Below are 26,437 nucleotides of genomic sequence, written 5' to 3' on the forward strand. Positions count from 1 at the left end.
GAAGACTCAGGATGGAAAGCTCACGCTGCCCTTGTGTCCGCCATCACGATTGCCGGATCTGGCGCACGTCGGACGGCGCCAGGTCGATCACGTCGCCCGGCGGCGGTGGCGGCGGGGCCGCCGCGGCCCGTTCGGCACGCAGGTCTGCCAGCGCGCGCAGGCAGAAGTGACCGAACCACAGCGCCGAGAAGATGAAGATCAGCACGTACAGCCAGAGCGTGCCGGCCAGCACGACCGGAAACAGGAAGATGATGACAGCCGACCATACCCACAGCAAGGTGGGCGCGGAACCCAGCAGCCCCACCACCACGCCGATCGTCAGTAGCGGAATGCGGTGGCGCTTCATCAACGTCTTGCGCTCCTCGGCCGTGGCATGCTCGGACAGCGCGTCGTACGTCATCACGCGGTAGGTCAGCCACCCCCACAGCACCGGCGGGATCAATGCAAAGAACGGCGGAATCAGCCACAGCGGCAGCGTGACCAGCACCAGCAGCAGGAACACCACGGTATTGCCCAGCGCCTGGAACACGCTGCCGGCGATGCTGCCGCCGTGGGCCTTCTGCAGGTCCGGATAGGCGCGCTCCAGGTGCTTCACCACGGCAGGCACCGAGAACAGGCTGATGAAGATCAGCATCGAGGCGATGACCAGCGGAATCGCCAGCGTCAGCACGAACAGCGGCGCCACGACGGTGCGCAGCGACTGCAGGCCGAGCCAGTCGAGTACGGAGTAGATCCAGCTTGTGAAGACCGAACCTTCCAGCAGCGCGCGGGCGGTGCCCATGATCGGGTCCCAGCCCCACCAGATCAGGCCGCCCCACAGGGCCGTGGCCAGGACGAACGGGATGACGGTCAGCATCAGCATGCGCGGATGCAGCTGGCTGACCACGGCGCGCCCAAACGCGCGAAGAATATCGTTCATGCAGCGATCTGCGAAAAAGAGGGTTCAGGAAAGCCACCAGAGCCTAGCACAGCCCAAGGGGGCGTTCCCATCACCCCAGACGCAAAAGCCGCTTGATGCCCAGCCATTGCTGGGACAGGAAGCCGCCACCGTAGTTGCGCCCGCGCCCGGTGGGCGGCGGCAACTGGTCGCGAATGCCGGTGGGATGGTAGACGTCGGTGAAGACGGCGGTGCGGAACAGCATGTCCCACCACGGGAAGATCACGCCGTAGTTGCAGCCGCCCAGCCTCACCGGCCGCCCGTCGCTGCCGGCCCGCTCATGGCCCAGCCCGACGGCATGGTGCGTGCGATGAAAGCGCGGCGAGATCAGCAGCCGCTCGCCCAGCCAGCCGAAGTGCAGCTTCAGGTTGGCGTGCTGCAGGCTCTGCAGCAGTTGCGACAGCGCCACCAGCAGCACATACTGCGACGGCTCCACGCCCACGGCCAGCGCGGCCGTGGCGAACACGGCGTCGCGCAGGATGTCGTCCAGCAGATGGTTGCGGTTGTCGCTCCACAGCGTCATCTGCTGCTGGCTGTGATGCACCGCGTGCAGGCTCCACCACCAGCGGTAGGTGTGCGACAGCCGGTGATACCAGTAGTCGAGCAGGTCGAACAGCAGCAGGTAGACGAAGAAGCTGACCAGCGGCACCGACGTCACGCCCGGCCACCAGTCTTCCACGTTGATGCGCTGCCAGCCCAGCAGGCGCAGATGGCCCTCCAGGCCGTCCATCAACGGCGCCAGCAGGAAGAACATGGCCAGGCGGAACAGGCCCAGACGGTGGATCACCGTATAGAACATGTCGGTCCGGATGGCGCGGCGGTCGGTCACGGCCTCCACCGGACGCAGCTTTTCGAGCGGCCCCAGGATCAGCACCATCACGGCGATCTGCACCACGCCCACCAGCAGCCATTCGGTGCCGGTGAAGGCGTCCTCCGCATAGCCGCCAAAACCGAGGTTGTAGACCACGGGCAGGATCACGTCCTGGAAGACCGTGGCCTCGATCTGGCCGACCCAGAGATTGAGCCAGTTAGTGAAGGCGTCCCACATTACCGTTTCGATCCGGAAATTGGTTGCGCACCGGCTTCCACCGCGCCGTGCTGCGCGATCCAGTTCTTGTATAGCGGATGTTCGCGCAAGGTGGCAAAGCAGAATCCTTTCTGCTCCAACCCCGTCAGCAGCGGATCCAGGACAGCCGGCGCCCAGGGATCCTTGCGCGACCAGATGCCCAGGTGGGCCATCGTAATATCGCCATCGCGCAGGTCACGCAGTGCCTTGTCCAGCAGCGCCTGGTTCGGAAATTTCTCCGACGACAGCTCATCGCCCAGAAACCCGGCCGGCGCCCAGCCCACATGCCTGAAGCCGCACTGCTCGGCCCACGCCAGCGTCTGCGGCGCGGTACGGCCGCCGGGGGCGCGCCACAGCGGCACCATCGGCTGGCCCGTCATCGACTGGAACGCCTGCGCACTGCGGCGCAGTTCGGTACAGAACGAGGCTTCGTCCATGACCACATCGTGGCCGCCCTGCGCGCCGAACTGCGGACGCATGGTGACCTTGCCGCCCTTGACACTGCGCAGGTACACATGGTCGAACGTATGGGTGCCGAAGGCGTGCCCGTCAGCGGCCAGCGATTTCCAGTACGGCGCCCACGACGGGTCCAGCGAATTGTCCTTGTTGATGGTCGGTTCGCTGGCCAGGAAAAACGTGGCGCGGATATGGTGGCGGCGGAGCGTACGGGCAATCAGCTCGGCCTGGCTCATGCTGCCGGTGTCGAAGGTCAGGTACAGCGTGCCGGCGCGGCAGGCGCCAGGCTCCTGCCCCGGCCCGGCCGCCAGCGCCACGCCGGCCACCGAAGCCGCCACGGGTGCCAGCACCAGCGCGGCAATGCGCGAAATCATCCGGCGCATGTTGTCCTCAGCCTTGTCGAGTCAATATCAATACAGCGGCGCGCGGGTCTTGAAATAGATGCCGTGCGGCGACTTGCCCACGCGGATCGTCTTCACCATCTTGCGGCTGGCCACGTCGATCAGGCCCACCGAGCGCGCCCAGCGGAACGTCACCCACAGCGTCTTGCCGTCGGCGGTCAGTTCCATGTCGTCCGGGCCGGGCAGCAGGCCCGTGATGTCGCCCACCTTCGACAGCGTCTGCTGGTCGATGATGCTGATCGATCCCTGCACGCGGTTGGTCAGGAACAGGTGGCGCTTGTCGCCCACGGCGCGGAAGTTGTGGGCGCCCTTGCCGGTCTGGATCTGCTTGACCACGGTACGCGTGCGCCAGTCGATCACGGCCACGTAGTCGGCACCGGTCATGCCCACCAGCAGGTACTTCTGGTCAGGCGTGACCCAGACGCCGGCCGGCGCCGAGCCCGCCTCCATGACCCACATCACGTTGAGCGTGGTCAGGTCGATGGCGGCGATCTGGTTGGAATCCTGCAGCGTGATGAAGGCGATCCTGCTGTCGGCCGTGAAGGCGATATGGCTGGGCGTCTTGGCCAGCGGGAACTGCTTGGCGATCTTGAGCTGATGGCCGTCCCAGCGGTACACATCCACGCGGTCCAGCCGGTTGCCAGTGGCGATGAACCACTTCTGGTCCGGCGAGAAGCCCACCTGGTACGGATCGTCGATGCCCGGTACGCGCTGTTGCACCTTGCCGGTGACCGGGTCCAGGAAGACCAGGTCGTTGCCGACCGCGTTGGCCACGATCAGCGATTTCTCGTCGGGCGTGGCAATCAGGTGGTGCGGCTCCTTGCCGATCGGGAACGTTTCCAGAACCTTCTGGGTGTCCTTGTCGATCAACGTGACGCTGGCGTCACCGGAGTTCAGGATCGTCACCACCTCCGCGCCAGCGGGCGCGGAGACCATTGCCAAAGCCAGGGCGCCGACCGCTACCACCCCAGCCACAACACGACGCAATGCAAGCATAAGACCGCCATTTCTACACGAATCGCGCATTCTAACGTTTCGTCCGACGGTTGCGATGACGAGCAGAACCGATTCTTAAGCGTAACTTACATTTGGATACATGTGAGCGGCACTTTCCATCGGGACCGCCCGATCCGTCCCGCTTTTCCCGATCATCGCTGGATCGATTCCCACACCTTCTGCAGCCGCTTGACGGAGATCGGCTGTGGCGTGCGCAGCTCCTGGGCGAACAGCGCCACGCGCAGTTCTTCCAGCATCCATCGGAATTCGTCCAGCCGCGCATCGGCGGCGCCCCTGCCCTGGCTGCGCAACTGCTTTTCGGCACGCTGCCATTGCTGAACCAGCGGCGACATCTCCTGGATACGCTGGCTGTCGCGCCCCGGGTCGCCCTTGAGCTTGTCCACCCGCATCGCCATGCCCTTCAGGTAGCGCGGATAGTGGACCAGCTGCGTGTATGGCGTATCAATCACAAATGACTTGTGCATCAGCCGGGCAAGCTGGGCTTCCAGATCCTGGTAGGCGGAGCCGAACGGCTTGGCCTGCAACAGCTTGCGCGGCAGCGAGGCGAATTCGGCCAGGATCGTCCCGACCAGCCGGGCGATTTCCTGCGCCAGCAGCGACAACCGCGCCCGGCCCTCGTCCTTGCGCGCGTTGAACTCGGCCTCGTTGCGCGGCAGCGGCGCCTGCAGGCAGGCGCGCTCCAGCGCCATCAGCACGATCTGGTTGCGCAATTCCTCCTGCGTGCCCAGCGTCATGTACTGCATGGCCATCTGCTGCAGGTTCGGGATGTTCTTCTCGATGAACTTGACCTGCTCGCGCAACTGCAGCGCGAACAGCCGCCGCAGGCCTGCGTGGTGGATGCGCGCCGCTTCCTGGGGATCGTCGAACACCTCCACGTCGCAGTGGTCGCCACGGTCCACCAGTGCCGGGTAGCCGAACAGCGTCTGGTTGCCCTTGCGGATTTCCAGCAGTTCGGGCAACTCGCCAAACGACCACGAGGTCAGGTTCTCGTAATGTCCGGCCTCGACGGCCGGCACATCGCGCGCGGCGATGCTCTGGAACGACTGCTGCGCCTGCCCGCCCAGTTCGGCGCGCAGTTGGGCGAGGTTGCGGCCCATGTCCAGCTGGCGACCGTGCTCGTCGATCACCTTGAAGTTCATCGTGTGGTGCGCCGGCAGCGTTTCTAGCTTGAAGTCGGCGCGCCGGATCATCGTTCCCGTCTGCTCGCGCACGTCGGCGATCAGCACGTCGAGCAGGTCGCCTTCGCCGAACGGCTGGCGGTCGACAAACCGGGCCGCGTAGTCGGGCAGCGGCACGCAATGGCGGCGCAGCTTCTGCGGCAGCGACTTCAGCAGCAGATGCACCTTTTCCTTGATCATGCCCGGCACCAGCCATTCGGCACGCTCGGGCCGGACCTGGTTCAGCGCGTACAGCGGCACGGTCAGGGTCACGCCGTCGCGGTGGCTGCCGGGCTCGAAGTGGTACGACAAACCCATGTCGATGCCGGCAATGGGCAGCACCTTCGGGAACAGGTCGGTCGTGATGCCGGCCGCCTCGTGCCGCATCAGTTCGTCGCGGTTCAGGTACAGCAGCTTGCGGTCCCTGGCCGATTCGGCCTGGTACCACTTCTCGAAAGCCACCTGGTTGTGGATGTCCGCCGGAATGGCCTTGTCGTAGAACGCGTAGATCAGGGCATCGTCCACCAGCACGTCCTGCCGGCGCGACTTGTGCTCCAGGTTCTCGATCTCGCGCACCAGCCGCTGGTTATGGGCGAAGAACGGCAGCCGGGTGTCGAATTCGCCTTCCACCAGCGCGCTGCGGATAAACAGCTCGCGCGCCTCGACCGGGTTCATCGGCCCGAAATCCACCCGCCGATGCTGGTAGACCGGCAGGCCGTACAGCGTGCCGCGTTCCAGCGCCAGCACCTGGCCAGCCTTTTTCTCCCAGTGCGGCTCGCTCCAGCTCACCTTGAGCAGATGCTTGCCAACCTGTTCGACCCATTCCGGCTCCACGCGGGCCAGCGTGCGCCCATACAGCCGGCTGGTTTCGACCAGTTCGGCGGCGATGATCCAGCGGCCAACCTTGCGCGCGATCAGCGATCCCGGCCACAGGTGGAACTTGATGCCGCGCGCGCCCAGGTACTCGCGGCCCTTGCCGTCGGCCTCGTCGAGCTTCAGGCCCACGTTGCCCAGCAAGCCCGTCAGCAACGCCTTGTGCAACTGCTCGAAGGTCGGCTCGGACTCGTTCAGGCGCCAGCCCTGCTCGCTGACCGTGGTATGCAGCTGCGAATGCACATCGCGCCATTCGCGCAGGCGCACGTGCGACAGGAAGTTGCTGCGGCACTGGTCCTGCAGCTGGCGGTTGGTCTTTTTGTGGGCGACGGCTTCCTCGAACCACTTCCACAGCTTGACCCATCCCAGGAACTCGGACTTTTCGTCCATGAACTTGCGATGGGCCTGGTCGGCCGCTTCCTGGGCTTCCTGCGGACGCTCGCGCGGGTCCTGCACCGACAGCGCGCTGGCGATGATCAGCACTTCTTTCAGGCAGTGGTGGTCGCGGGCGGCCAGGATCATCCGGGCCACGCGCGGATCGAGTGGCAGTTTCGCCAGTTGGCGGCCGGTGCCGGTCAGCTGGTTGCCTTCGTCGAGCGCACCCAGTTCCTGCAGCAGCTGGTAGCCATCGGCCACGGCGCGGCCCAGCGGCGGCTCGATAAACGGGAAGGCCTCGATATCGGTCAGTCGCAGCGCCTTCATGCGCAGGATGACCGCCGCCAGCGACGAGCGCAGGATTTCCGGGTCGGTAAAGCGCGGCCGGCCCACGAAGTCGCTTTCCTCGTATAGCCGGATGCAGACGCCGTCGGCCACCCGGCCGCAGCGGCCGGCGCGCTGGTTGGCGGCCGCCTGCGAGATCGACTCGATCTGCAGCTGTTCCACCTTGTTGCGGTACGAATAGCGTTTCACGCGCGCCAGCCCAGTATCCACCACGTAGCGGATGCCGGGCACCGTGAGCGACGTTTCGGCCACGTTGGTGGCCAGCACGATACGGCGGGCGTTCGACGGCCGGAACACGCGCTCCTGCTCCTGCACGGACAGCCGCGCGAACAGCGGCAGGATTTCGGTATGCGGCGGATGATGCTTGCGCAGCGCCTCGGCGGCCTCGCGGATCTCGCGCTCGCCGGGCAGGAAGACCAGCACGTCTCCGGGGCCCAGCCGGCACAGTTCGTCCACGGCATCGACGATGCCGTCGTACAGGTCGCGTTCCTTCGCCTTTTCCGAGCGCGGCGCGGCCATCTGACCCGGTGCCGGCTTGTCTTCCTGGATCGGGCGGTAACGGATTTCCACCGGATACAGGCGGCCGCTGACCTCGATCACGGGCGCCGGCTTGCCATCGCGCGCGAAATGCTCGGCGAATCGCTTCGCATCGATGGTGGCCGACGTGATGATCACCTTCAGGTCCGGCCGCTTCGGCAGGATCTGGCGCAGGTAGCCGATCAGGAAGTCGATATTGAGGCTGCGCTCGTGCGCCTCGTCGATGATGATCGTGTCGTAGGCGCGCAGCAGCGGGTCGTTCTGCGTCTCGGCCAGCAGGATGCCGTCTGTCATCAGCTTGACCGACGCGCCAGCGGACATGGTGTCGTTGAAGCGCACCTGGTAGCCGACGTGCTCGCCGACCGGCGTGCCCAGTTCCTGCGCGATGCGCTTGGCCGTGGACGTGGCGGCAATCCGCCGCGGCTGCGTGTGGCCGATCAGGCCGCCGCCGGGCTTGCCCTCGCGGGCCGGGCCACGCCCGACCGACAGCGCGATCTTGGGCAGCTGCGTGGTCTTGCCCGAGCCGGTCTCGCCGGAAACGATCACCACCTGGTTGGCCAGCAGCGCCTGCGCGATCTCGTCGCGGCGGGCCGATACCGGCAGGGCCTCCGGGAACGTGATCTCGGGCAGCGGATTGGCCAGCCGCACCGGCTGGGGCGGGCGCGGCGGGCGCTGACTGCCTTCGGGGCGCGGCGGGCGCTGGCTGCCTTCGGGGCGTGGCGGGCGCTGGCTGCCTTCGGGCCGCGGCGGACGCGGAGCGCCGTCCTGGCGCTGCGCACGGGGCTGACGCGGCTGATCCTGGGATTGCGACGGCGTCCGGAAATGCGTCTGCGGCTGCTTCTGCGGCTGCTTCCGGGGCTGCTGCGGGGCCTGTGCTGGCGGGCGAGCGCCATCGCCCGCGTCGCGCGGAGCGGGGTTCTGGCTGGCCTGGGAGGAGGTAGCTTCGGCGGGGTTGGCCGGGGCGGGCCTGGCGGGGCGTTGTGCTGACATTGGCCGGGATTATAATCCGCCGCATGAACGCCAGAACCGACTCCCCGCAGCAGGACCCCGATCCTGCCGACTCGCCCCCGCCCGCCGATCCGTCGACCGTCCCGATGACCACTGCCGAGCCTGCCACGCCCATCCCGTCAGCGTCGGCCGGCGCCGATCTGGCCGAGGCCAGCGGCCCCGACCAGCAGCAGTTCGTCGACTGGCTGCGCGCCGTCGCCCCGTACATCCACACGTTCCGCGGCAAGACTTTCGTGATCGCGTTCAGTGGCGAACTGGTCAAGGCCGGGGTGCTCAACGCGCTGGTCAACGACGTGGCGCTGCTGCACGCCATGGGCATGCACGTGGTGCTGGTCTTCGGCTCGCGCCCGCAGGTGGAAGAGCAGCTGGGGCTGCGCAACGTGCAGTCGCAGTTTGCCGATGGCGTGCGGATCACCGACAACGCCGCGCTGGAATGCGCCAAGGAAGCGGCCGGCGAACTGCGTCTGGACATCGAGGCGGCCTTCAGCCAGGGCCTGCCCAATACCCCGATGGCCGGCGCCCAGCTGTCGGTGGTGTCGGGCAACTTCATCACGGCGCGGCCGGTCGGCATCGTCAACGGCGTGGATTACCAGCACACGGGGCTGGTGCGCAAGATCGACGACGAGTCGATGCGCATGTCGCTGTCGCACGGCAAGATCGTGCTGCTGTCGCCGCTGGGCTTCTCGCCTACGGGCCAGGCGTTCAACCTGTCGATGGAAGACGTGGCCAGCGCCACGGCCAGCGCGCTCAAGGCCGACAAGCTGATCTTCATCACCGAGGTGCCGGGCGTGCCCGACGCCGTGGGCAAGCTGATGAAGGAAATGTCGCTGCGCACCGCCGTGGAGCGGCTGCAGAACAACCACCTGCCGCCCGACGTCGCCTACTACCTGGAGCATCTGGTCAAGGCGCTCAAGGGCGGCGTGCCCCGTGCCCACCTGATCCCGTTCGACATGGACGGCTCGGTGCTGCTGGAACTGTTCCTGCACGATGGCGTGGGCACGATGGTGTCCGATACCGACCTGGAAAGCCTGCGCGAAGCCACCCTCGACGACGTGGGCGGCATCCTCCAGCTGATCGCGCCGCTGGAGGCCGATGGCACGCTGGTGCCACGCGGACGTCACCTGATCGAGCGCGACATCGACAAGTTCTCGGTGATCGAGCACGACAACGTGCTGTTCGGCTGCGCCGCGCTGTACGCCTTCCCGCGCGAGAACATGGGCGAGATGGCCTGCCTGACCGTGTCGGCCGAGGCGCAGGGCACCGGCGACGGCGAGCGCCTGCTCAAGCGCATCGAACGCCGCGCCCGCTCGCTGGGCCTGGACCGCCTGTTCGTGCTCACCACGCGCACCGAGCACTGGTTCCTCAAGCGCGGGTTCGTGCACGCCACCGTGGATGACCTGCCCGAAGACAAGCGCAAGCTCTACAACTGGCAGCGCAAGTCGATGGTGCTGATGAAAAAGCTGTAACCCCGCAACGTCCGCAAAGACAACAGCCGCCGCAGGGACATGGGCCGCCGGCCCCGCCCCGCCAGCCCAGCTTGGCTACAATAGCGGCCACACGAAAAAGGAGTCCCTCATGGCCCGCATGGTCCATTGCGTCAAACTGAACAAGGAAGCCGAAGGCCTCGACTTCCCGCCGCTGCCGGGCGACCTCGGCAAGAAGATCTGGCAGAGCGTGTCGAAGGAAGCCTGGGCTGGCTGGCTCAAGCACCAGACCATGCTGATCAACGAGAACCGCCTGAACATGGCCGACGTCCGTGCGCGCCAATACCTGCTCAAGCAGACCGAGAAGTATTTCTTCGGCGAAGGCGCCGACCAGGCCGCCGGCTACGTGCCGCCGCCTTCGGCCTGACCGACGGAAAGCCGCGAACAAGGCGGGTGCTTCGGCACCCGCTTTTCATTGATACATCCGATTTGACCCAGATCATGATCATGTCGCGGCGAGCCGGTATGCCGCCACGCCGGCCATTGGCGCCATACCCGCCGTGACCGTTGCCCCACGCGGCTTTCCGGGCGGGCATATGCCGAAAGAACTAGTACGCACGGCATAGCCCCGTCCGCTCCCGGCTGTACGGCCGGCGAATGTTCCGCGCAGCCCCGCAGGCCTACTCTGGCATCACTCTCCAAAGTGACTCCGGAACGGCCATGGCCAGCGCAACCCACTCCTCCCCAACCTCCGAATCCGTACCGCCCGGCGCCTGGACCACGCTCTGGTCCAGCACGTTCGCGTTCACCATCTGCTTTGCCGTCTGGATGATGTTCGCGGTGCTCGGCATCCCGCTCAAGAACGAACTCGGCCTCAACGACACGGAATTCGGCCTGCTGGCCGCCACGCCGGTGCTCAGTGGCTCGCTGATCCGCGTACCGCTGGGCATCTGGACCGACCGCTACGGCGGCCGCGTGGTGTTCTTCGTCCTGATGCTGTTGACGGTGATCCCGATCTGGCTGATTTCCTATGTCCACACGCTGTGGCAGCTGCTGGTGCTCGGGCTGTTCGTCGGACTGGCCGGCGGCTCGTTCTCGGTGGGCACGCCGTATGTGGCCCGCTGGTTCCCGCGCTCGCGCCAGGGGCTGGCGATGGGCATCTTCGGGGCCGGCAACTCGGGCGCCGCACTGACCAAGTTCGTGGCCCCGGCGCTGATCCTGGCTGCCGGCACGTGGGAAATCGTGCCCAAGGTCTACTCGGTGGCGATGCTGGTCACGGCCATCGTATTTTTCCTGTTTTCGCGCAGCAACCCGGCGCACCGGTCGGCATCGGCCACGAGCTTTCGCGCCCAGCTGGCCGTGATGCGCGACCCGCGCGTGTGGCGCTACTCGCAGTACTACTCGGTGGTGTTCGGCGGCTACGTGGGCCTGTCGCTGTGGATGACCAAGTACTACATCGGCGAATACGGCTTCGACATCAAGACCGCCGCCTTCCTGGCCGCCTGCTTCTCGCTGCCCGGCGGCGTGCTGCGCGCGATTGGCGGCTGGATCTCTGACCGCTACGGCGCCCATCGGACCACGTGGTGGGTGATGTGGGTCAGCTGGGTGGGCTTCTTCCTGCTGAGCTACCCGAAGACAGACTTCGTGATCCATACGGTCAGCGGCCCGCAGAGCTTCCATATCGCCCTGACGCCCACCCTGTTCACGATCCTGATGTTCGTGGTCGGCATCGCCTTCGCCATCGGCAAGGCCTCGGTCTTCAAGTTCATCTCCAACGACTTCACGCACAACATCGGCGCCGTGTCCGGCGTGGTGGGCCTGGCCGGCGGCCTGGGCGGCTTCATCCTGCCGATTCTGTTCGGCGCGCTGGCCGACCTGACCGGCATCCGCAGCAGCTGCTTCATGCTGATGTACGGCACGGTCTGCGTGAGCCTGGTCTGGATGCACTACAGCCACCGCGCGGAGCAGTTGCGTGCGGGGCGCCGGTCCGAGGCGTCCGCCGCCCTGGACAAGTCCGCGCAGGCTGCCTGATCCGCGCTTTCCCACTTCCCTCTCTCGCACATCATGACCAGTACCGTACTGACCCGTTGGGAGCCCGAAAATGCCACGTTCTGGCGCGACCGGGGCGAACGCATCGCCTATCGCAACCTCTGGATCTCGATTCCGGCCCTGATGCTGGCCTTCGTGGTCTGGATGCTCTGGAGCGTGGTGGCGGTCAACCTTGACCGCGCCGGCTTCCAGTTCACCAAGAACCAGCTGTTCTGGCTGACCGCGCTGCCGGCCCTGTCCGGTGCCACGCTGCGCATCTTCTATTCGTTCCTCGTGCCGGTGTTCGGCGGCCGCCGCTTCACGGCGATCTCCACCGCGCTGCTGCTGATTCCGGCGCTGGGCATGGGCTTTGCGCTGCGCGACCCTTCCACCAGCTACCCGACCCTGCTGGTGCTGGCCCTGCTGTGCGGGCTGGGCGGCGCCAATTTCAGTTCGTCGATGGCCAATATCAGCTTCTTCTTCCCGAAGGCGAAGAAGGGGCTGGCCACCGGCCTCAACGCCGGCATCGGCAACCTCGGCGTGTCCGTGGTGCAGTTCGTCACGCCGATGGTGGTGTCGGTGGCCGTGTTCGGCGCGCTCGGCGGCGAACCCCAGAGCTACCAGGCCGGCGGCGCCACGCAAAGCCTCTGGCTGCAGAACGCGGGCTTCATCTGGGTACCGTTCATCGTGGTGGCATCGGTGGCCGCGTGGTTCGGCATGAACGACATCGCCGACGCGCGCGCGTCGTTCGCGGAACAGGCCGTGATCTTCCAGCGCCAGCACAACTGGCTGATGTGCTGGCTCTATATCGGCACGTTCGGCTCGTTCATCGGCTTCTCGGCCGGACTGGCGCTGCTGACCAAATCGCAATTCCCGGGCATCAACCCCACGGCCTATGCCTTCCTGGGGCCGCTGGTCGGCGCGCTGACGCGCCCGGTTGGCGGCTGGATCTCCGACAAGCTCGGCGGAGCGCGGGTCACGCTCTGGACCTTCATCGGCATGATCGCGGCCGTCTGCGCCGTGCTGTCCGCCCTGCCCCAAGGCGGGCAGGCGGGCAACTTCCAGGCATTCCTGGCCGCGTTCATCGTGCTGTTCGCCCTGACCGGCGTCGGCAACGGATCGACGTTCCGCATGATCCCGGTGATTTTCCTGACCGAGCGTCAGCGCGACGCCGCCGGCAAGGGCGACGCCGCGCAAAAACAGGCCGTGCAGGACGCCGGCAAGGAATCGGCCGCCGTGCTGGGCTTCTCTGGCGCGATTGGCGCCTATGGCGGTTTCTTTATTCCAAAGAGCTTCGGCACGTCGCTGGAAATGACGGGCTCGCCCGACGCCGCGCTCTACTGCTTCATCGCCTTCTATCTGAGCTGTGTACTGGTGACCTGGTGGTACTACGCACGCCGGAACGCCCCCATGCCCTGCTGAGGCGGCATCACCCACAAAAAGCAAGCGGAGAACATAAGAAATGTCTCATTTTCTGGATCGACTGAAGTTCCTGTCGCGCGTGAAGTCCACATACGCCGACGGGCATGGCGCGGTGGTCAACGAAGACCGCACGTGGGAAAACAGCTACCGCAGCCGCTGGCAGCACGACAAGATCGTGCGATCGACCCACGGCGTGAACTGCACGGGCTCGTGTTCGTGGAAGGTGTACGTCAAGAACGGCCTGATCACCTGGGAAACCCAGCAGACCGACTACCCGCGCACCCGTCCCGACCTGCCCAACCACGAACCGCGTGGCTGCCCGCGCGGCGCGTCCTATAGCTGGTATGTGTACTCGGCGCAGCGCGTGAAGTATCCGATGATCCGCGGCCGCCTGATGGAGATGTGGCGCGAGGCCCGCGAGACCATGGACCCGATCGCCGCGTGGGCATCGATCAGCCAGGACCCCGAGAAGGCCGCGCGCTACAAGAGCGTGCGCGGCCAGGGCGGCTTTGTGCGGGCGGACTGGGATACGGCCACGGAGATGATCGCGGCCGCCAACGCCTTCACGGTCAAGGAATACGGCCCGGATCGGGTCATCGGATTTTCGCCAATTCCGGCCATGTCGATGGTTTCGTACGCGGCCGGGGCGCGCTACCTGAGCCTGATCGGCGGCGCCTGCCTGTCGTTCTATGACTGGTACTGCGACCTGCCGCCCGCCAGCCCGCAGATCTGGGGCGAGCAGACCGACGTGCCCGAGTCGGCGGACTGGTACAACAGCACTTACCTGATGGTCTGGGGCTCGAACGTGCCGCAAACCCGCACCCCTGACGCACACTTCTATACCGAAGTCCGCTACAAGGGCACCAAGACCGTCGCCGTGTCATCGGATTTCGGCGAAATGGTGAAGTTCGGCGACATCTGGCTCGCCCCGAAGCAAGGCACCGATGCCGCGCTGGCCATGGCCATGGGCCACGTAGTGCTCAAGGAATTCCACGCGACCGGCAAGTCATCGTATTTCCGCGATTACGTGAAGCAGTACACCGACATGCCGATGCTGGTGCTGCTGCGCGACCAGGACGGCACGCTGGTGCCCGACCACTTCCTGCGCGCGTCCCATCTGGACGGCAACCTGGACCAGGCCAACCATCCGGAATGGAAGACGCTGGTGATCGACCAGGCCAGCGGCGAGATCGTGGCACCCAACGGCTCGATCGGTTTCCGCTGGGGCGAGGCCGCGCACGACGACGGCGCCAGGGTGGGCCGCTGGAACCTGGAAATGAAGGATGGCGGCAGCGGCCGGGACATCGACCCGCGCCTGTCGCTGATCGGCCATGAGGACGAAGTGGCCGAAGTGGGCTTCCCCTACTTCGGCGGCGAGCACGACGCGCTGCTGCGCCGTCGCGTGCCGGTGCGCCGGCTGACGCTGGCCGATGGCACCCAGGTGCGCGTGGCCACCGTCTACGACCTGCAGATGGCCAACTACGGCGTCGACCAGGGCCTGGGCGGGCCCAACGTGGCCGCGTCGTTCGACGACGACGTGCCCTACACGCCGGCCTGGCAGGAAAAGCACACCTCCGTGCCACGCCACCTCGTGATCCAGGTGGCACGCGAGTTCGCCGGCAACGCCGACCGCACACACGGCAAGAGCATGGTGATCGTCGGTGCGGCGCTGAACCACTGGTACCACAACGACATGATCTACCGCGGCATCATCAACCTGTTGATGATGTGCGGCTGCGTGGGTCAGAGCGGTGGCGGCTGGGCCCACTACGTCGGCCAGGAAAAGCTGCGCCCGCAATTCGGCTGGGCGCCGCTGGCCTTCGGTTCCGACTGGTCGCGCCCGCCGCGCCACATGAACGGCACGTCGTTCTTCTACAACCACACGAGCCAGTGGCGCCACGAGAAGCTTGGCGTCGGCGAGATCCTGGCGCCGACCGCCGATCACAGGCGCTATGACAACCTGTCGCTGCTGGACCTGAACGCCAAGTCCGAGCGCATGGGCTGGCTGCCTTCGGCGCCGCAGCTCGGCCGCAACCCGCTGGACGTGGTGGCCGACGCCCGCGCGGCCGGCAAGGACCCGGTCGCCCACACCGTCGAACAGCTGAAGTCCGGCGCGCTGCAGTTCGCCTGCGACGATCCCGACAACCCGGCCAACTTCCCACGCAACATGTTCGTATGGCGCTCGAACATCCTGGGCAGCTCGGGCAAGGGACACGAATACTTCCTCAAGTACCTGCTCGGCACCCAGAACGCCGTGTTCGGCGACGAGAACGACGCGATCAAGCCGAGCGAAGTGAAGGTACGCCCGGCCGCGGAGGGCAAGCTCGACCTGCTGACCGTGCTGGACTTCCGCATGAGCACCACCTGCCTGTACGGCGACATCGTGCTGCCGACGGCCACCTGGTATGAAAAGGACGACCTGAACACGTCGGACATGCACCCGTTCATCCACCCGCTTTCCGAAGCCGTGCAGCCGCTGTGGGAAAGCAAGACCGACTGGGAAATCTACAAGGCCATCGCGAAGAAATTCACCGAGATTGCCGGCCCGTACCTGGGCACGCGCGAGGATCTGGTCTGCACGCCGCTGCTGCACGACACCCCGGGCGAACTGGGCCAGCCGTTCGAGCCGAAGGACTGGAAGCATGGCGAGTGCGACCTGATCCCGGGCAAGACCGCCCCGTCGATGACCGTGGTGGAACGCAACTACGCCGACATCTACAAGAAGTTCACGTCGATCGGGCCGTTGCTGGACAAGCTGGGCAATGGTGGCAAGGGCATCAACTGGGATACGAAGCATGAGGTCCGCGAGATCGGCCACCTGAGCAAGACCGTGACCGAGCCGGGCGTCAGCTACGGCCGTCCGCGGCTGGAAACGGCCATCGACGCCGCCGAGATGATCCTGACCTTTGCCCCGGAAACCAACGGCCACGTGGCCGTGAAGGCCTGGGACGCGCTGTCGAAGATCACCGGGCGCGACCACACGCACCTGGCCGTGGGACGCGAGCACGACAAGATCCGGTTCCGCGACGTGCAGGCCCAGCCGCGCAAGATCATCTCCGCCCCGACGTGGTCAGGTCTGGAATCGGAAGACGTCAGCTACAACGCCGGCTACACCAACGTGCACGAACTGATTCCATGGCGCACGCTGACCGGCCGCCAGCAGTTCTACCAGGACCACCGCTGGATGCTGGACTTCGGCGAGGGCGCGTGCGTCTACAAGCCGGCCATCGACACCAAGACCGTGAGCCCGATGCTGGGCCGCAAGCCGAACGGCAACCCGGAGCTGGTGCTGAACTGGATCACGCCGCACCAGAAGTGGGGCATCCACTCCACCTACTCGGACAACCTGCGCATGCTCACGCTGTCGCGCGGCGGTCCGCACGTCTGGATCTCGGAAGCCGAGGCCAAGGCCAACGGCATCCGCGACAACGACTGGGTGGAAGTCTTCAACGTCAACGGCACGCTGACCGCCCGGGTGGTGGTGTCGCAGCGGGTGCCCCAGGGCATGTGCCTGATGTATCACGCGCAGGAAAAAATCGTCAATGTGCCAGGTGCGGAAACCAGCGGCATGCGCGGCGGCATCCATAACTCGGTCACGCGCGCCGTGACCAAGCCCACGCACATGATCGGCGGCTACGCGCAGCTGGCCTATGGCTTCAATTACTACGGCACGGTTGGCAGCAATCGCGACGAATTCGTGATCCTTCGCAAGATGAACAAGGTGGACTGGCTGGAAGGTCCGCGCAAAGACGAACCCTCCCCCCATAACAAGGCAGAAAAGACTGAAGGAGCATGGCAATGAAGATCCGCGCTCAAGTGGCCATGGTGCTGAACCTCGACAAGTGCATCGGCTGCCATACCTGCTCCGTGACCTGCAAGAACGTCTGGACCAGCCGCGAAGGCGTGGAATACGCCTGGTTCAACAACGTCGAGACCAAGCCCGGCATCGGCTTTCCGAAGGAATGGGAAAACCAGGACAAGTGGAACGGTGGCTGGAAGCGCAATGCCGACGGCAGCCTGACCCCGCGCCAGGGTGGCAAGGGGAAGATCCTGTCGAACATGTTCGCCAACCCGAACCTGCCGCAGATCGACGAATACTACGAGCCGTTCACGTACGACTACGAACACCTGCAGAAGGCCCCGCTGGTGGAAACCCCGCCGACCGCGCGCCCCGTCTCGGCCATCACCGGCCAGAAGATGGAGAAGATCGAATGGGGCCCGAACTGGGAGGACGACCTGGGCGGCGAATTCAACTCGCGCAGCCGCGACAAGCTGTTCGACGACATCCAGAAGGACATGTACTCGACCTTCGAGAACACGTTCATGATGTACCTGCCGCGCCTGTGCGAACACTGCCTGAACCCGACCTGCGTGGCGTCGTGCCCCTCGGGGTCGGTCTACAAGCGCGAGGAAGACGGCATCGTGCTGGTGGATCAGGACAAGTGCCGCGGCTGGCGCATGTGCATCTCCGGCTGCCCGTACAAGAAGATCTATTTCAACTGGCAGAGCGGCAAGGCCGAGAAGTGCGTGTTCTGTTATCCACGCATCGAGGCCGGCCAGCCGACGGTCTGCTCCGAAACCTGCGTGGGCCGCATCCGCTATCTGGGCGTGATGCTGTACGACGCCGACCGCATCGAACAGGCTGCCTCGGTGGCCGATGAACGGGACCTGTACCAGTCGCAGCTCGACCTCTTCCTGGACCCGAACGATGCGGCCGTGCAGGCCGAGGCGCTGCGCCAGGGCATTGCCCAGAGCTGGATCGATGCCGCGCGCAAGTCGCCGGTCTACAAGATGGCCGTCGAATGGAAGGTGGCCTTCCCGCTGCATCCGGAATACCGCACGCTGCCGATGGTCTGGTATATCCCGCCGCTCTCCCCCATCCAGTCGGCTGCCGAGGCCGGCTTCATGGGCATGAACGGCGTGATCCCCGACGTCAAGAGCCTGCGCATCCCCGTGAAGTACCTGGCCAACCTGCTGACCGCCGGCGATGTCATCCCGGTGCTTGGCGCGCTCGAAAAGATGCTGGCCATGCGTGCCTACAAGCGCGGCCAGAACGTGGATGGCATCGAGGACCTGGCCGTGCTCGAACAGGTGGGCCTGACGCCTGCGCAGGTCGAGGACATGTACCAGACCATGGCCATCGCCAACTATGAGGACCGTTTCGTGGTGCCGTCGTCGCACAAGGAAATGTCCGAGGACAGCTTCGACGAGAAAGGCAGCTGCGGCTTCAGCTTCGGCAACGGCTGCTCGGGCGGCACATCGGACGGCACGCTGTTCGGCCGCAAGAAGCCGCAGCCCGAAGTGGCCTATGCCAACCTGCCGCGCTCGCGCAAGGCGCTGGCTACCTGACCGAACCCGGAGAACGCTATGACTATCCATCGAGTGCTGAGCGCCATGCTCAGCTATCCGGACCAGGGGCTGATTGACGCCATGGCCGATATCGACACCGCCCTGGCCGAATGGCCACAGGCGCGCGACATGCTTGCGCCGTTGACCGAGGCGCTGCGCCGGGAACCGCTGATCCGACTGCAGGAAAACTACGTGGCCACGTTTGACCGCAATCCGGCGCATTCGCTGCACCTGTTCGAGCATGTGCACGGCGAAAGCCGCGATCGCGGCCAGGCGATGGTGGACCTGCTGGAGGAATACCGGCGCGACGGCTTCGACCTGACCACCGCCGAACTGCCGGACTATGTGCCGCTGTTCCTGGAATACCTGGGCGCCCTGGCCATGGACGGCAAGGAAGCGCGCGCCGAGCAGCTGCTGGGCGACGCCATCCACGTGCTGGCCGCCATTGGGGACCGCCTGGCCCGCAGCGAGAGCCCGTACGCCGCCGTATTCCGGACACTGCGCACGCTGACGGACGTGCAGCCGCAGCCTCAGGAAGAACTACCCGTGCGCGACATGGACGAGGCGATGGAGACATTCGGCCCCGGCTCGGATGGCGTGGAGCCGTTGCTGGCCCGCAAGCCCGACGTCGAGACGGTGCACTTCTACAAGCGGGACGCCGCGGCCGCCGCGCGCGGCATGCCGTCAGCCATCAACCCCTGCTAACCGAGGACCCTCACCATGAATCTGGTCCATCAATTCCTGTTCGGGATCTACCCGTATGTCGCCGCCGCCATCTTCCTGTTCGGCAGCCTGGCGCGCTTCGAGCGCGAGCAGTACACATGGAAATCGGACAGTTCGCAGGTGCTGTACCGCGGCAACCTGCGCACGGGCAACATCCTGTTCCATGTCGGCATCCTCGGCCTGTTCTTCGGCCATATGGCCGGCCTGCTCACGCCGGTAGCGGTGTGGGACGCGCTGGGCGTGTCGCATAGCCTCAAGCAGGCCGTGGCCATGACAGCCGGCGGCGTGATGGGCACCATGTGCCTGGCCGGGCTGCTGATCCTGCTGCACCGCCGTCTGACCAACGCCCGCGTGTCGGCCGTCACCCGTACGGGTGACAAGGTGCTGCTGCTCTGGCTGCTGGTCACGCTGCTGCTGGGTCTGTCCACCATCTTTGCGTCGGCCAGCCACATGGACGGCCACATGATGGTGCAGCTGATGACCTGGGCCCAGCACATCGTCACGCTGCGTGGCGATGCCGCAAGCTACGTGGCCGACGCACCGCTGGTTTTCAAGGCGCATCTCTTCATGGGGATTTCGCTGTTCGCGATCTTCCCGTTCACCCGGCTGGTGCATGTATGGAGCGGCTTTGCATCGGTGAGCTATCTCGGGCGCGCCTGGCAACTGGTGCGCAGCCGGTAAGGCATCGCCATGCATACGATCGAGCGCCTCCTGAAAGGGTTCGAACGTTTCCAGCAGCATTACTTCGAGGATGCGCCGGCGCTGTTCGATGCGCTGCGCGCCGGACAGCATCCTCAGACCCTGCTGATTGGATGCAGCGATTCCCGCGTGGACCCCGGACTGCTGCTCGGCAGCGATCCGGGTGATCTCTTCACTGTCAGAAATGTCGCAAACCTGGTGCCACCGTGTAGCGAAACGGAGACTGGACGGCTCCACGGCGTATCGGCGGCCATCCAATTTGCGGTAGAGCAACTGCGCGTCGCCAGAATTATTGTCATGGGTCATAGCGGATGCGGCGGAATTCGCGCATTGTTGGCGCGGCCCGAGGCTGAGGGCGACACGGCACCGGCGCGTGCCGGCCAGGATTTCATTGGTCCCTGGGTGCGCATTGCGGCACCCGCCCGCCGGCTGGTGGAGCAGACCATGCCAGACGCAAGTGCTGAGCAACGTCAGCATGCCTGTGAACAGGCGTCGATCCTGGTGTCGCTACGCAACCTCGAGTCGTTCCCGTTCGTGCGCGCCGCGTGCGAGCGCGGCGAACTGACATTGCATGGCTGGTATTTCGATATTGCCGCCGGCGCGCTGCTCGCTTACTCGGACCGCGCCGACAGCTTCCTGCCACTGGTTTGCCCGCTGCCCGACGCCCCCGTATGCGAAGTTCGTCACACCGTCACTACCGTTCGCCCCTGATGCAATGAGTCTGTCGCCCTCTTCTGCCCTGCCACTGGTCTACGCCTGCTCCGGCTGCTCCAGTGTCGCCCAGCTCGCCAACCAGTTTGCCGTGCGCCTGGACCGCAGCGGCCGGGCGGAGATGTCCTGCATCAGCGGCGTGGGCGGCGGCGTCCCGGCGCTGATGCGCGTGGCGAGATCCGGGCGGCCCATCCTGGCACTCGATGGCTGTCCGCTGGCCTGCGTCAAGGCATGCCTGGCATCGGCGGGCGTCACGCCGACCCGTCACCTGGTCCTGAACCGGTTGGGTGCCACCAAGCGCCAGCACGGCGCATGCACCGACGATGAAGAGGCGGCCACCTGGGCCGTCGTTGAAAAAACACTATCCGGAATGGACTCATGACAGAACACTGGCTGAAACTCGCTGGACGGCGGCTGCTGCCGCTCGTCCAGGGCGGCATGGGCATCGGCATCTCCGCTCATCGCCTGGCTGGCACCGTGGCCGCCAACAACGGCGTCGGCACCATTGCCAGCATCGACCTGCGGCACCATCACGAGGACCTGATGGCACGGACACGCGGGACACATGACAAGGAAAAAATCGAGGCGGCGAACCGTGTGGCGCTCGATCGTGAAATCCGGGCCGCGCGTGCGCTGTCGGCGGGCCGCGGGCTGATCGCCGTAAACGTCATGAAAGCCGTGGGCTCCCACGCCCAGCTGGTGCGGCAAGCCTGCGAGAGCGGCGCCGACGCCATCGTCATGGGCGCCGTGCTGCCGCTCGACCTGCCCGAACTGGCGGCCGATCATCCGAAGGTCGCCCTGATCCCGATCCTGTCCGAAACGCGTGGCATTGGCCTGGTGCTCCGCCGGTGGATGAAAAAGGGCCGTCTGCCCGACGCGATCGTGATCGAGCATCCGGCGCACGCCGGCGGCCATCTTGGCGCCGCCACCATCGAGGATCTTGGCAACGACCGATTTTCGTTCGCCCGCGTGCTGACCGAATGCCGCGAACTGTTCCAGACGCTGGGACTGGCCTGGGACAGCATTCCGCTGATCCTCGCTGGCGGCATCAATACCCATGAGAAGGTGCGCCACTGGCTCGGCGAAGGCGCGTCGGCCGTGCAACTGGGCACCGCATTCGCCGTGACCGACGAATGCGATGCCCATCCGGACTTCAAGCAGGTGCTGGCCACCGCCACGCCGGAAACCCTGCGCGAATTCACCAGCGTGGCCGGGCTTCCGGCGCGCGCCGTGCTGACCCCATGGCTATCGCGCTATCTGTCGAGCGAAAGCCGGCTGCAACGTCGCGCCAAGCCGCGAGCCTGCCTGGAGGGCTTCGACTGCCTGCAGGCATGCGGACTGCGGGATGGCGTGGCCAAGATCGGCCAGTTCTGCATCGACCTGAAACTTGCGCAAGCCGTGCGCGGCGATGTGGAACGGGGCCTGTTCTTCCGTGGCAAGGGCAAGCTGCCATTTGGCGAAGCCATCCGGCCCGTGGCCGAGCTGATGCACTATCTGCTGACCGGCGAAAAACCCGCCGCGCTGGCGCCGGCGCCGGTCGCCGTTGCTGCGGCTTGACGGCAAACGGCCGTTCCCTTTCCTTCCCTCTCTTTCATTCAATCTCGCGGTACGCGGGGCGGCAAGCCGCCCTGCTTGCGCATGCGGAACATGCAGCGCAACGCCGTCAGCAACTGATAGCCCAGCCAGGCGTTGGAGCCCGCGAACAGCAGGCCACCCGCGCGCGCCAACCAGGCTGGCGCCAGCGGAAGCGCCAGCAGCGCCACGAACGCGGTCAGCAACAGCAAGCCCTGCTGTCGCTGGCGAACGGGCGAAATGATGTCCTGCATCACCGGCACGCGCGCGCGGGGCGGCAAGATACGGCGCAGATGCAGCCACACCAGGAACGGCACGATCTTGCCGAGCATCGCCGTTACCGGCAGGACGCCTCCGCCAACCAGGGCCAGCACGCCAATCCACCAAGGCAGGGCCATCGACGTATCGTCCGGCTGGAACAACTGGATGGCGGTCAGGATCGCGGCCGTCACCATGCTGGCGATTGCCGTAGGCCAGAGCAGCCAGTGGGGATCATGGCGACGGCGCGCGCGCAGCACGGTCGCCAGCATCCAGCCCCCCAGCAGCACGACGAAACCGAGCCACGGCAACAGTGCGAACGACGCGAAGGCGCGATGCGGAAAGGCAACCGCGACAACGCTGAACGCAAACAGCAGAAGCCAGTGCGCCATCGGCAAACTGCGCTGCAGCACGTTGGGTAGCGGACGGGCCTGCCAGAACATCGGCAGCACGGTGGTCGACACCCCTGTGACCAGGGCACAGAGCCACCCTCCCAGTCCCCATGCCACGTGCAATGTCAGCAACGTCGTCGTGGAAATCCACGTCGATAAGGGCGGCAGCCATCCTCCGACGAGCGTGCCGGCCAGTCCGATGCCGGCGGCGATGGTCACCAGCAATGGCGCCCCGATCCAGGCCAGCGTGCGCGTGGTGGCGTCCATGCGGGACACGCGGCGTCCGGCGAGAAGCAGCATGACCGCCACAAGCAGCGGAAACAGGCCAAGCATCATCGCCCAGCGAACCCCCCCAGTATCGAGACGAACGAAACCCGTTGCCAGCGCCACGGCGATTCCCGCCCCCGCCAACGCCACAAATGGTGCCACCCACCGCACGCGCGGCACCGGCACCCGCGCAATCACCGGCATCATTTGGAACAGTGCGCCAAGCATCACGGGCAAAAGCATGGCAAGTGCGAGCGCGTGCACCGATGCCAGCGCCATCGGCGCAAAGCGGTGCGGCAGGCCATCGGCAGGCCCGAAGGCCAGCAGCAGACCGCCGGCGGCACCGAGCCACGGCGCGGGCATCAGGCAGCCGAACACCACGGCTGGCCGTGGGGCCTGGGCGTAGTCGAGGTTTGCCGCTTTCACTGGCCGATTGCCTTTTTCATTCGGGGATACCGAAAACGGCACATTGTCCGCCTCCGGCCGTACGTCGTTCAACCACGTTAGCGTCCACGCCACAATCCGCGCCCGGATTGCACATTTCTTGATCTGGCGCAGAAATCACACGCCCCATCACGCCCAAAATCGCCACCAAGGTTGCGCCCGCCCCCTTGTGCCAGCCCGATCCCATGCCACGCCCCACGACTCCAACGCCCTCAGACCACGTCACAGCAGCCTCGGCTACGGCTGCCGCCGCGCCGCATCCGTTGCCGGAAACCGGCCACGTCCCGGACACCGTCCGGCTGACGCCCCCGCGCTACCGGTTGTCCACGCGCATCATCCTGCTATCGCTGGTGTCGCTGCTGGCCGTGCTGACGATGATCGCCGGCACCCTCTACCTGTCCTGGAAGCTCGAAGGCGCGGGCGCCGCCATCAATGACGCCGGCAGCCTGCGCATGCGCGCCAATCGCGTCGCCATCGAGCTGTCGTTGTCGGCATCGGGCAAACCCAGCACGCTGGCCGAACAGATCACCACGCTCGACAACACGCTGGCCCAACTGCGCAAGGGCAACCCGGCCCGCCCGCTGTTCCTGCCCGACGAACCCGCCATTCACGCCCAGCTCGACGCCGTGCTGGCCGACTGGTCGCAGCAGCTCAAGCCGCTGGCGCTGGCCGGCAATGCCAGCCAGTACGTCCGGGCGCTGCCGGGATTTGTCGATCGGGCCGATCGGCTGGTCAGCCAGATCGAGAACGACAGCGCACGCAAGACCGACATGCTGCGCCTGTCGCAAGTCGGGCTGGCCGTCATGGCCGGCGTGGGCACCGTGGCCGTCATCTATCTGCTCTACCTCTGGATCATCCTGCCCGTGCTGCGGCTGCAGGACGGCCTGCGCCGCATGGCCGCCCGCGAATTTTCGCTGCGCCTGCCGGTGGAAACCCGCGACGAATTCGGCACGCTGACCTCGGGCTTCAACCGAATGGCTGCCGAATTGCAGGATCTCTACCATGACCTGGCCGCGCGGGTGACCAGCAAGACCGCGGAGCTGGCCCGCCAGAATCGCGATCTCGAGGCGCTCTACGACATGGCCGCCTTCCTGAACCAGGCCGGCGATTCCGAAACCCTGGCGCATGGCTTCCTGGAGCGCGTGATGCAACAGTTCGGCGCCGATGGTGGGTCCGTGCGCGTGTACGACGCCCGCCAGGGCAAGCTCCATCGGCTGGCATCGGCGGGCTTGTCGATGACGTTGGCGGACAACGATCACTGCGCGGATATTGATGCGTGCCACTGCGGGCATGCCACGCACGCCGGCATCGTCACGGTGGCTGACCTGCGCCGGGCCATTTCCCCGCCGCTTGCCCAGAAGTCCCCGGCACTGCCCTCGCCCTGCCGGCGTGAAGGCTTCCTGTCGATGGCTGCGTTCCGGCTGGACACCCCGCGTGGGCCGGTCGGCACGCTGACGCTGCACTTCCGGGTGGCGCGCGAACTGCCGCCATCGGACCGGCAATTGCTGGAAACGATGGCCCAGCACCTGGCCACCGCACTGGAACACATCCGCCTGTCGGCCAGCGCGCGCCAGCTGGCCGTGGTGGAGGAACGGAACCTCGTGGCGCAGGGGCTGCACGACAGCATTGCGCAAGGGCTGAACTTTCTGAATCTGCAGGTGCAGCTGCTGGAAGACGCCGTGGACCGGCATGCCGATGGCGAGGTGCAGGAAATCATCCCGCTGCTGCGCCACGGTGTGGAGGAGAGCTACCAGGACGTGCGCGAGCTGCTGCACAACTTCCGGTCGCGGCTGACCACCGGCGACCTGCGCCCCGCCGTGGAAGAAACCGTGGCGCGCTTCCGGCGCCAATGCCGCACAGAAGCGACGCTGACCATCGACGACAAGGGCCTGCCGCTGCAGCCCGAAGACCAGCTGCAAGTGCTGTTCATCCTGCAGGAAGCGTTGTCGAACGTGCGCAAGCATGCCATGGCCGAACACGTGACGATCTCGATCCGGCACGACCGGCTGTTCCGGCTGGTGGTACAGGACGATGGCGACGGCTTCGACGCCGGCCGGCTGAACGAGCACGACGCCAGTCACATCGGCCTGCACATCATGCGCGAGCGCGCGGCCAGGCTTGGCGCGCAGCTTGCCATCGACGCCCGCCCGGGGCTTGGCGTACGGATCGAACTCACCCTGCCGCGCGACGTTGCATCCGACAGCCGCCCCGCCACATCCGCCGACCGGCACGACGCGACACCGGCCGCAACACCGGCCGCCATACCGGCCACCACACCGGCCTGAGGCCCATCATCATGACCATCCGCATCCTGTTGATCGACGACCATACGCTGTTCCGCTCGGGCATTCGCGCCCTGCTGCAGCGGCAAGCGGATTTCGAGATCGTCGACGAGGCCGCCGACGGCGTGGAGGGCATCAAGCGTGCCAAGCAGCATCGGCCGGACGTGATCCTGCTGGACCTGAACATGCCCGGACTGTCCGGGCTGGAGGCCCTACATCTGCTGGTGGAAGATCTGCCCGACAGCGCCGTGATCGTGCTGACGGTGTCGGAAGAAGCCGAGGAGCTTGCAGCCGCCCTACGCAGCGGCGCGCGCGGCTATCTGATCAAGAACATCGAGACGGAAGCCCTGACCAGCGCCATCCGCCGGGCGGCGGCCGGTGAACCGGTGATCTCGGAAAGCATGACCGCGAAGCTGGTGCAGCAGTTTCGCGCACCGGGCGTGGCGTCCGGCCCGGCACGCGGCCATGAGGGTACCCAGCGGAGCGCCCCGCTGACCGTGCGCGAGCGCGACATCGTACAGGGGCTGGTGCGCGGCGAAAGCAACAAGGAAATCGCGCGCGAGCTTGGCGTGGCCGAAAGCACCGTGAAGATTCACGTGCAGAACATCCTGAAGAAACTCAACCTCGCCAGCCGCGTGCAGGTGGCGGTCTACGCCGTCGAGCACGGGCTCACGGGCTGACCGCCGGGGCGCCC

Annotated in this window: 19 protein-coding genes; 13 read left to right on the forward strand and 6 right to left on the reverse strand. The window is 66.1% G+C overall.

Translation table 11 applies throughout. The features are described from left to right. Positions 1–43: 43 nt before the first annotated feature. The 5 genes from BLQ58_RS00485 to hrpA all read right to left on the reverse strand — a co-directional run bounded on the left by BLQ58_RS00485 (position 44) and on the right by hrpA (position 8,154). On the reverse strand, positions 44–919 hold the full coding sequence (locus tag BLQ58_RS00485) for an EI24 domain-containing protein (protein WP_092594074.1): 876 nt from the start codon (positions 917–919) through the stop codon (positions 44–46). 70 nt (positions 920–989) lie between these two features. Next, entirely contained in the window at positions 990–1,985 is a 996-nt protein-coding gene (locus BLQ58_RS00490; RefSeq protein WP_092594075.1) for a sterol desaturase family protein, read from the reverse strand. Next, positions 1,985–2,842: a polysaccharide deacetylase family protein gene (locus tag BLQ58_RS00495; protein ID WP_092594076.1), complete on the reverse strand. Its 858-nt coding sequence runs from the start codon at positions 2,840–2,842 to the stop codon at positions 1,985–1,987. The genes BLQ58_RS00490 and BLQ58_RS00495 overlap by 1 nt, the downstream gene beginning before the upstream one ends. A 27-nt stretch (positions 2,843–2,869) precedes the next feature. Next, a complete protein-coding gene (locus BLQ58_RS00500; RefSeq protein ID WP_092594077.1) occupies positions 2,870–3,856 on the reverse strand; it encodes a YVTN family beta-propeller repeat protein in 987 nt (328 codons plus the stop codon). 152 nt (positions 3,857–4,008) lie between these two features. Further along, positions 4,009–8,154 carry an ATP-dependent RNA helicase HrpA gene (gene hrpA, locus BLQ58_RS00505; protein WP_254775775.1) on the reverse strand — a complete coding sequence of 1,382 codons (4,146 nt, stop codon included), beginning with the start codon at positions 8,152–8,154 and terminating at the stop codon, positions 4,009–4,011. A 23-nt stretch (positions 8,155–8,177) separates the two neighbouring features. Here hrpA and argA point away from each other — a divergent pair, with 23 nt between their 5' ends. From argA to BLQ58_RS00560, 11 genes are all read left to right on the forward strand, one after another. After that, a complete protein-coding gene (argA, locus tag BLQ58_RS00510; protein ID WP_092594078.1) occupies positions 8,178–9,638 on the forward strand; it encodes an amino-acid N-acetyltransferase in 1,461 nt (486 codons plus the stop codon). Positions 9,639–9,747: 109 nt separating this feature from the next. Next, positions 9,748–10,023: an oxidative damage protection protein gene (locus BLQ58_RS00515; protein WP_066733742.1), complete on the forward strand. Its 276-nt coding sequence runs from the start codon at positions 9,748–9,750 to the stop codon at positions 10,021–10,023. Between the two features lie 293 nt (positions 10,024–10,316). Next, entirely contained in the window at positions 10,317–11,627 is a 1,311-nt protein-coding gene (locus BLQ58_RS00520; protein WP_092594079.1) for an MFS transporter, read from the forward strand. 33 nt (positions 11,628–11,660) lie between these two features. After that, positions 11,661–13,046 (forward strand): NarK family nitrate/nitrite MFS transporter, encoded by a 1,386-nt coding sequence (locus BLQ58_RS00525; protein ID WP_092594080.1) that lies wholly within the window; start codon positions 11,661–11,663, stop codon positions 13,044–13,046. Positions 13,047–13,086: 40 nt separating this feature from the next. Continuing rightward, the gene (locus BLQ58_RS00530; protein WP_092594081.1) at positions 13,087–16,848 is read left to right on the forward strand and encodes a nitrate reductase subunit alpha; all 3,762 of its coding nucleotides are present in this window, start codon (positions 13,087–13,089) and stop codon (positions 16,846–16,848) included. Continuing rightward, positions 16,845–18,395 (forward strand): nitrate reductase subunit beta, encoded by a 1,551-nt coding sequence (narH, locus tag BLQ58_RS00535; RefSeq protein ID WP_092594082.1) that lies wholly within the window; start codon positions 16,845–16,847, stop codon positions 18,393–18,395. The genes BLQ58_RS00530 and narH overlap by 4 nt, the downstream gene beginning before the upstream one ends. 18 nt (positions 18,396–18,413) lie before the next feature. Continuing rightward, on the forward strand, positions 18,414–19,100 hold the full coding sequence (narJ, locus tag BLQ58_RS00540; RefSeq protein WP_092594083.1) for a nitrate reductase molybdenum cofactor assembly chaperone: 687 nt from the start codon (positions 18,414–18,416) through the stop codon (positions 19,098–19,100). A gap of 15 nt (positions 19,101–19,115) precedes the next feature. After that, on the forward strand, positions 19,116–19,799 hold the full coding sequence (gene narI, locus BLQ58_RS00545) for a respiratory nitrate reductase subunit gamma (RefSeq protein WP_092594084.1): 684 nt from the start codon (positions 19,116–19,118) through the stop codon (positions 19,797–19,799). A 9-nt stretch (positions 19,800–19,808) separates the two neighbouring features. Continuing rightward, positions 19,809–20,528, forward strand: a complete 720-nt coding sequence (locus tag BLQ58_RS00550; RefSeq protein ID WP_092594085.1) for a carbonic anhydrase — start codon at positions 19,809–19,811, stop codon at positions 20,526–20,528. 4 nt (positions 20,529–20,532) lie between these two features. Further along, positions 20,533–20,910 (forward strand): putative zinc-binding protein, encoded by a 378-nt coding sequence (locus BLQ58_RS00555; protein WP_092594086.1) that lies wholly within the window; start codon positions 20,533–20,535, stop codon positions 20,908–20,910. Continuing rightward, positions 20,907–22,085, forward strand: a complete 1,179-nt coding sequence (locus tag BLQ58_RS00560; protein ID WP_092594087.1) for an NAD(P)H-dependent flavin oxidoreductase — start codon at positions 20,907–20,909, stop codon at positions 22,083–22,085. The genes BLQ58_RS00555 and BLQ58_RS00560 overlap by 4 nt, the downstream gene beginning before the upstream one ends. A 38-nt stretch (positions 22,086–22,123) precedes the next feature. On the opposite strand, the gene BLQ58_RS00565 is transcribed toward BLQ58_RS00560, so the two are convergent. Next, positions 22,124–23,443 carry a hypothetical protein gene (locus tag BLQ58_RS00565; protein WP_092594088.1) on the reverse strand — a complete coding sequence of 440 codons (1,320 nt, stop codon included), beginning with the start codon at positions 23,441–23,443 and terminating at the stop codon, positions 22,124–22,126. 203 nt (positions 23,444–23,646) lie between these two features. Here BLQ58_RS00565 and BLQ58_RS00570 point away from each other — a divergent pair, with 203 nt between their 5' ends. Next, positions 23,647–25,746 carry a type IV pili methyl-accepting chemotaxis transducer N-terminal domain-containing protein gene (locus BLQ58_RS00570; RefSeq protein ID WP_092594089.1) on the forward strand — a complete coding sequence of 700 codons (2,100 nt, stop codon included), beginning with the start codon at positions 23,647–23,649 and terminating at the stop codon, positions 25,744–25,746. An 11-nt stretch (positions 25,747–25,757) separates the two neighbouring features. Continuing rightward, complete coding sequence (locus BLQ58_RS00575) at positions 25,758–26,423, forward strand: response regulator (protein WP_092594090.1); 666 nt, start codon at positions 25,758–25,760, stop codon at positions 26,421–26,423. Positions 26,424–26,437 lie beyond the last annotated feature (14 nt).

The sequence above is a fragment of the Ralstonia sp. 25mfcol4.1 genome (assembly GCF_900104095.1).
GTDB lineage: Bacteria > Pseudomonadota > Gammaproteobacteria > Burkholderiales > Burkholderiaceae > Cupriavidus.

Excerpts from the sequence above, each read along its gene's own strand:
- narI (WP_092594084.1), top strand. The coding sequence starts at position 19,116 with ATGAATCTGGTCCATCAATTCCTGTTCGGGATCTACCCGTATGTCGCC.
- BLQ58_RS00495 (WP_092594076.1), bottom strand. The coding sequence starts at position 2,842 with ATGCGCCGGATGATTTCGCGCATTGCCGCGCTGGTGCTGGCACCCGTG.
- narH (WP_092594082.1), top strand. The coding sequence starts at position 16,845 with ATGAAGATCCGCGCTCAAGTGGCCATGGTGCTGAACCTCGACAAGTGC.
- BLQ58_RS00550 (WP_092594085.1), top strand. The coding sequence starts at position 19,809 with ATGCATACGATCGAGCGCCTCCTGAAAGGGTTCGAACGTTTCCAGCAG.
- BLQ58_RS00570 (WP_092594089.1), top strand. The coding sequence starts at position 23,647 with ATGCCACGCCCCACGACTCCAACGCCCTCAGACCACGTCACAGCAGCC.
- BLQ58_RS00525 (WP_092594080.1), top strand. The coding sequence starts at position 11,661 with ATGACCAGTACCGTACTGACCCGTTGGGAGCCCGAAAATGCCACGTTC.
- hrpA (WP_254775775.1), bottom strand. The coding sequence starts at position 8,154 with ATGTCAGCACAACGCCCCGCCAGGCCCGCCCCGGCCAACCCCGCCGAA.
- BLQ58_RS00490 (WP_092594075.1), bottom strand. The coding sequence starts at position 1,985 with ATGTGGGACGCCTTCACTAACTGGCTCAATCTCTGGGTCGGCCAGATC.
- argA (WP_092594078.1), top strand. The coding sequence starts at position 8,178 with ATGAACGCCAGAACCGACTCCCCGCAGCAGGACCCCGATCCTGCCGAC.
- BLQ58_RS00560 (WP_092594087.1), top strand. The coding sequence starts at position 20,907 with ATGACAGAACACTGGCTGAAACTCGCTGGACGGCGGCTGCTGCCGCTC.
- BLQ58_RS00485 (WP_092594074.1), bottom strand. The coding sequence starts at position 919 with ATGAACGATATTCTTCGCGCGTTTGGGCGCGCCGTGGTCAGCCAGCTG.
- BLQ58_RS00520 (WP_092594079.1), top strand. The coding sequence starts at position 10,317 with ATGGCCAGCGCAACCCACTCCTCCCCAACCTCCGAATCCGTACCGCCC.
- BLQ58_RS00500 (WP_092594077.1), bottom strand. The coding sequence starts at position 3,856 with ATGCTTGCATTGCGTCGTGTTGTGGCTGGGGTGGTAGCGGTCGGCGCC.
- BLQ58_RS00515 (WP_066733742.1), top strand. The coding sequence starts at position 9,748 with ATGGCCCGCATGGTCCATTGCGTCAAACTGAACAAGGAAGCCGAAGGC.
- narJ (WP_092594083.1), top strand. The coding sequence starts at position 18,414 with ATGACTATCCATCGAGTGCTGAGCGCCATGCTCAGCTATCCGGACCAG.
- BLQ58_RS00555 (WP_092594086.1), top strand. The coding sequence starts at position 20,533 with ATGAGTCTGTCGCCCTCTTCTGCCCTGCCACTGGTCTACGCCTGCTCC.
- BLQ58_RS00530 (WP_092594081.1), top strand. The coding sequence starts at position 13,087 with ATGTCTCATTTTCTGGATCGACTGAAGTTCCTGTCGCGCGTGAAGTCC.
- BLQ58_RS00575 (WP_092594090.1), top strand. The coding sequence starts at position 25,758 with ATGACCATCCGCATCCTGTTGATCGACGACCATACGCTGTTCCGCTCG.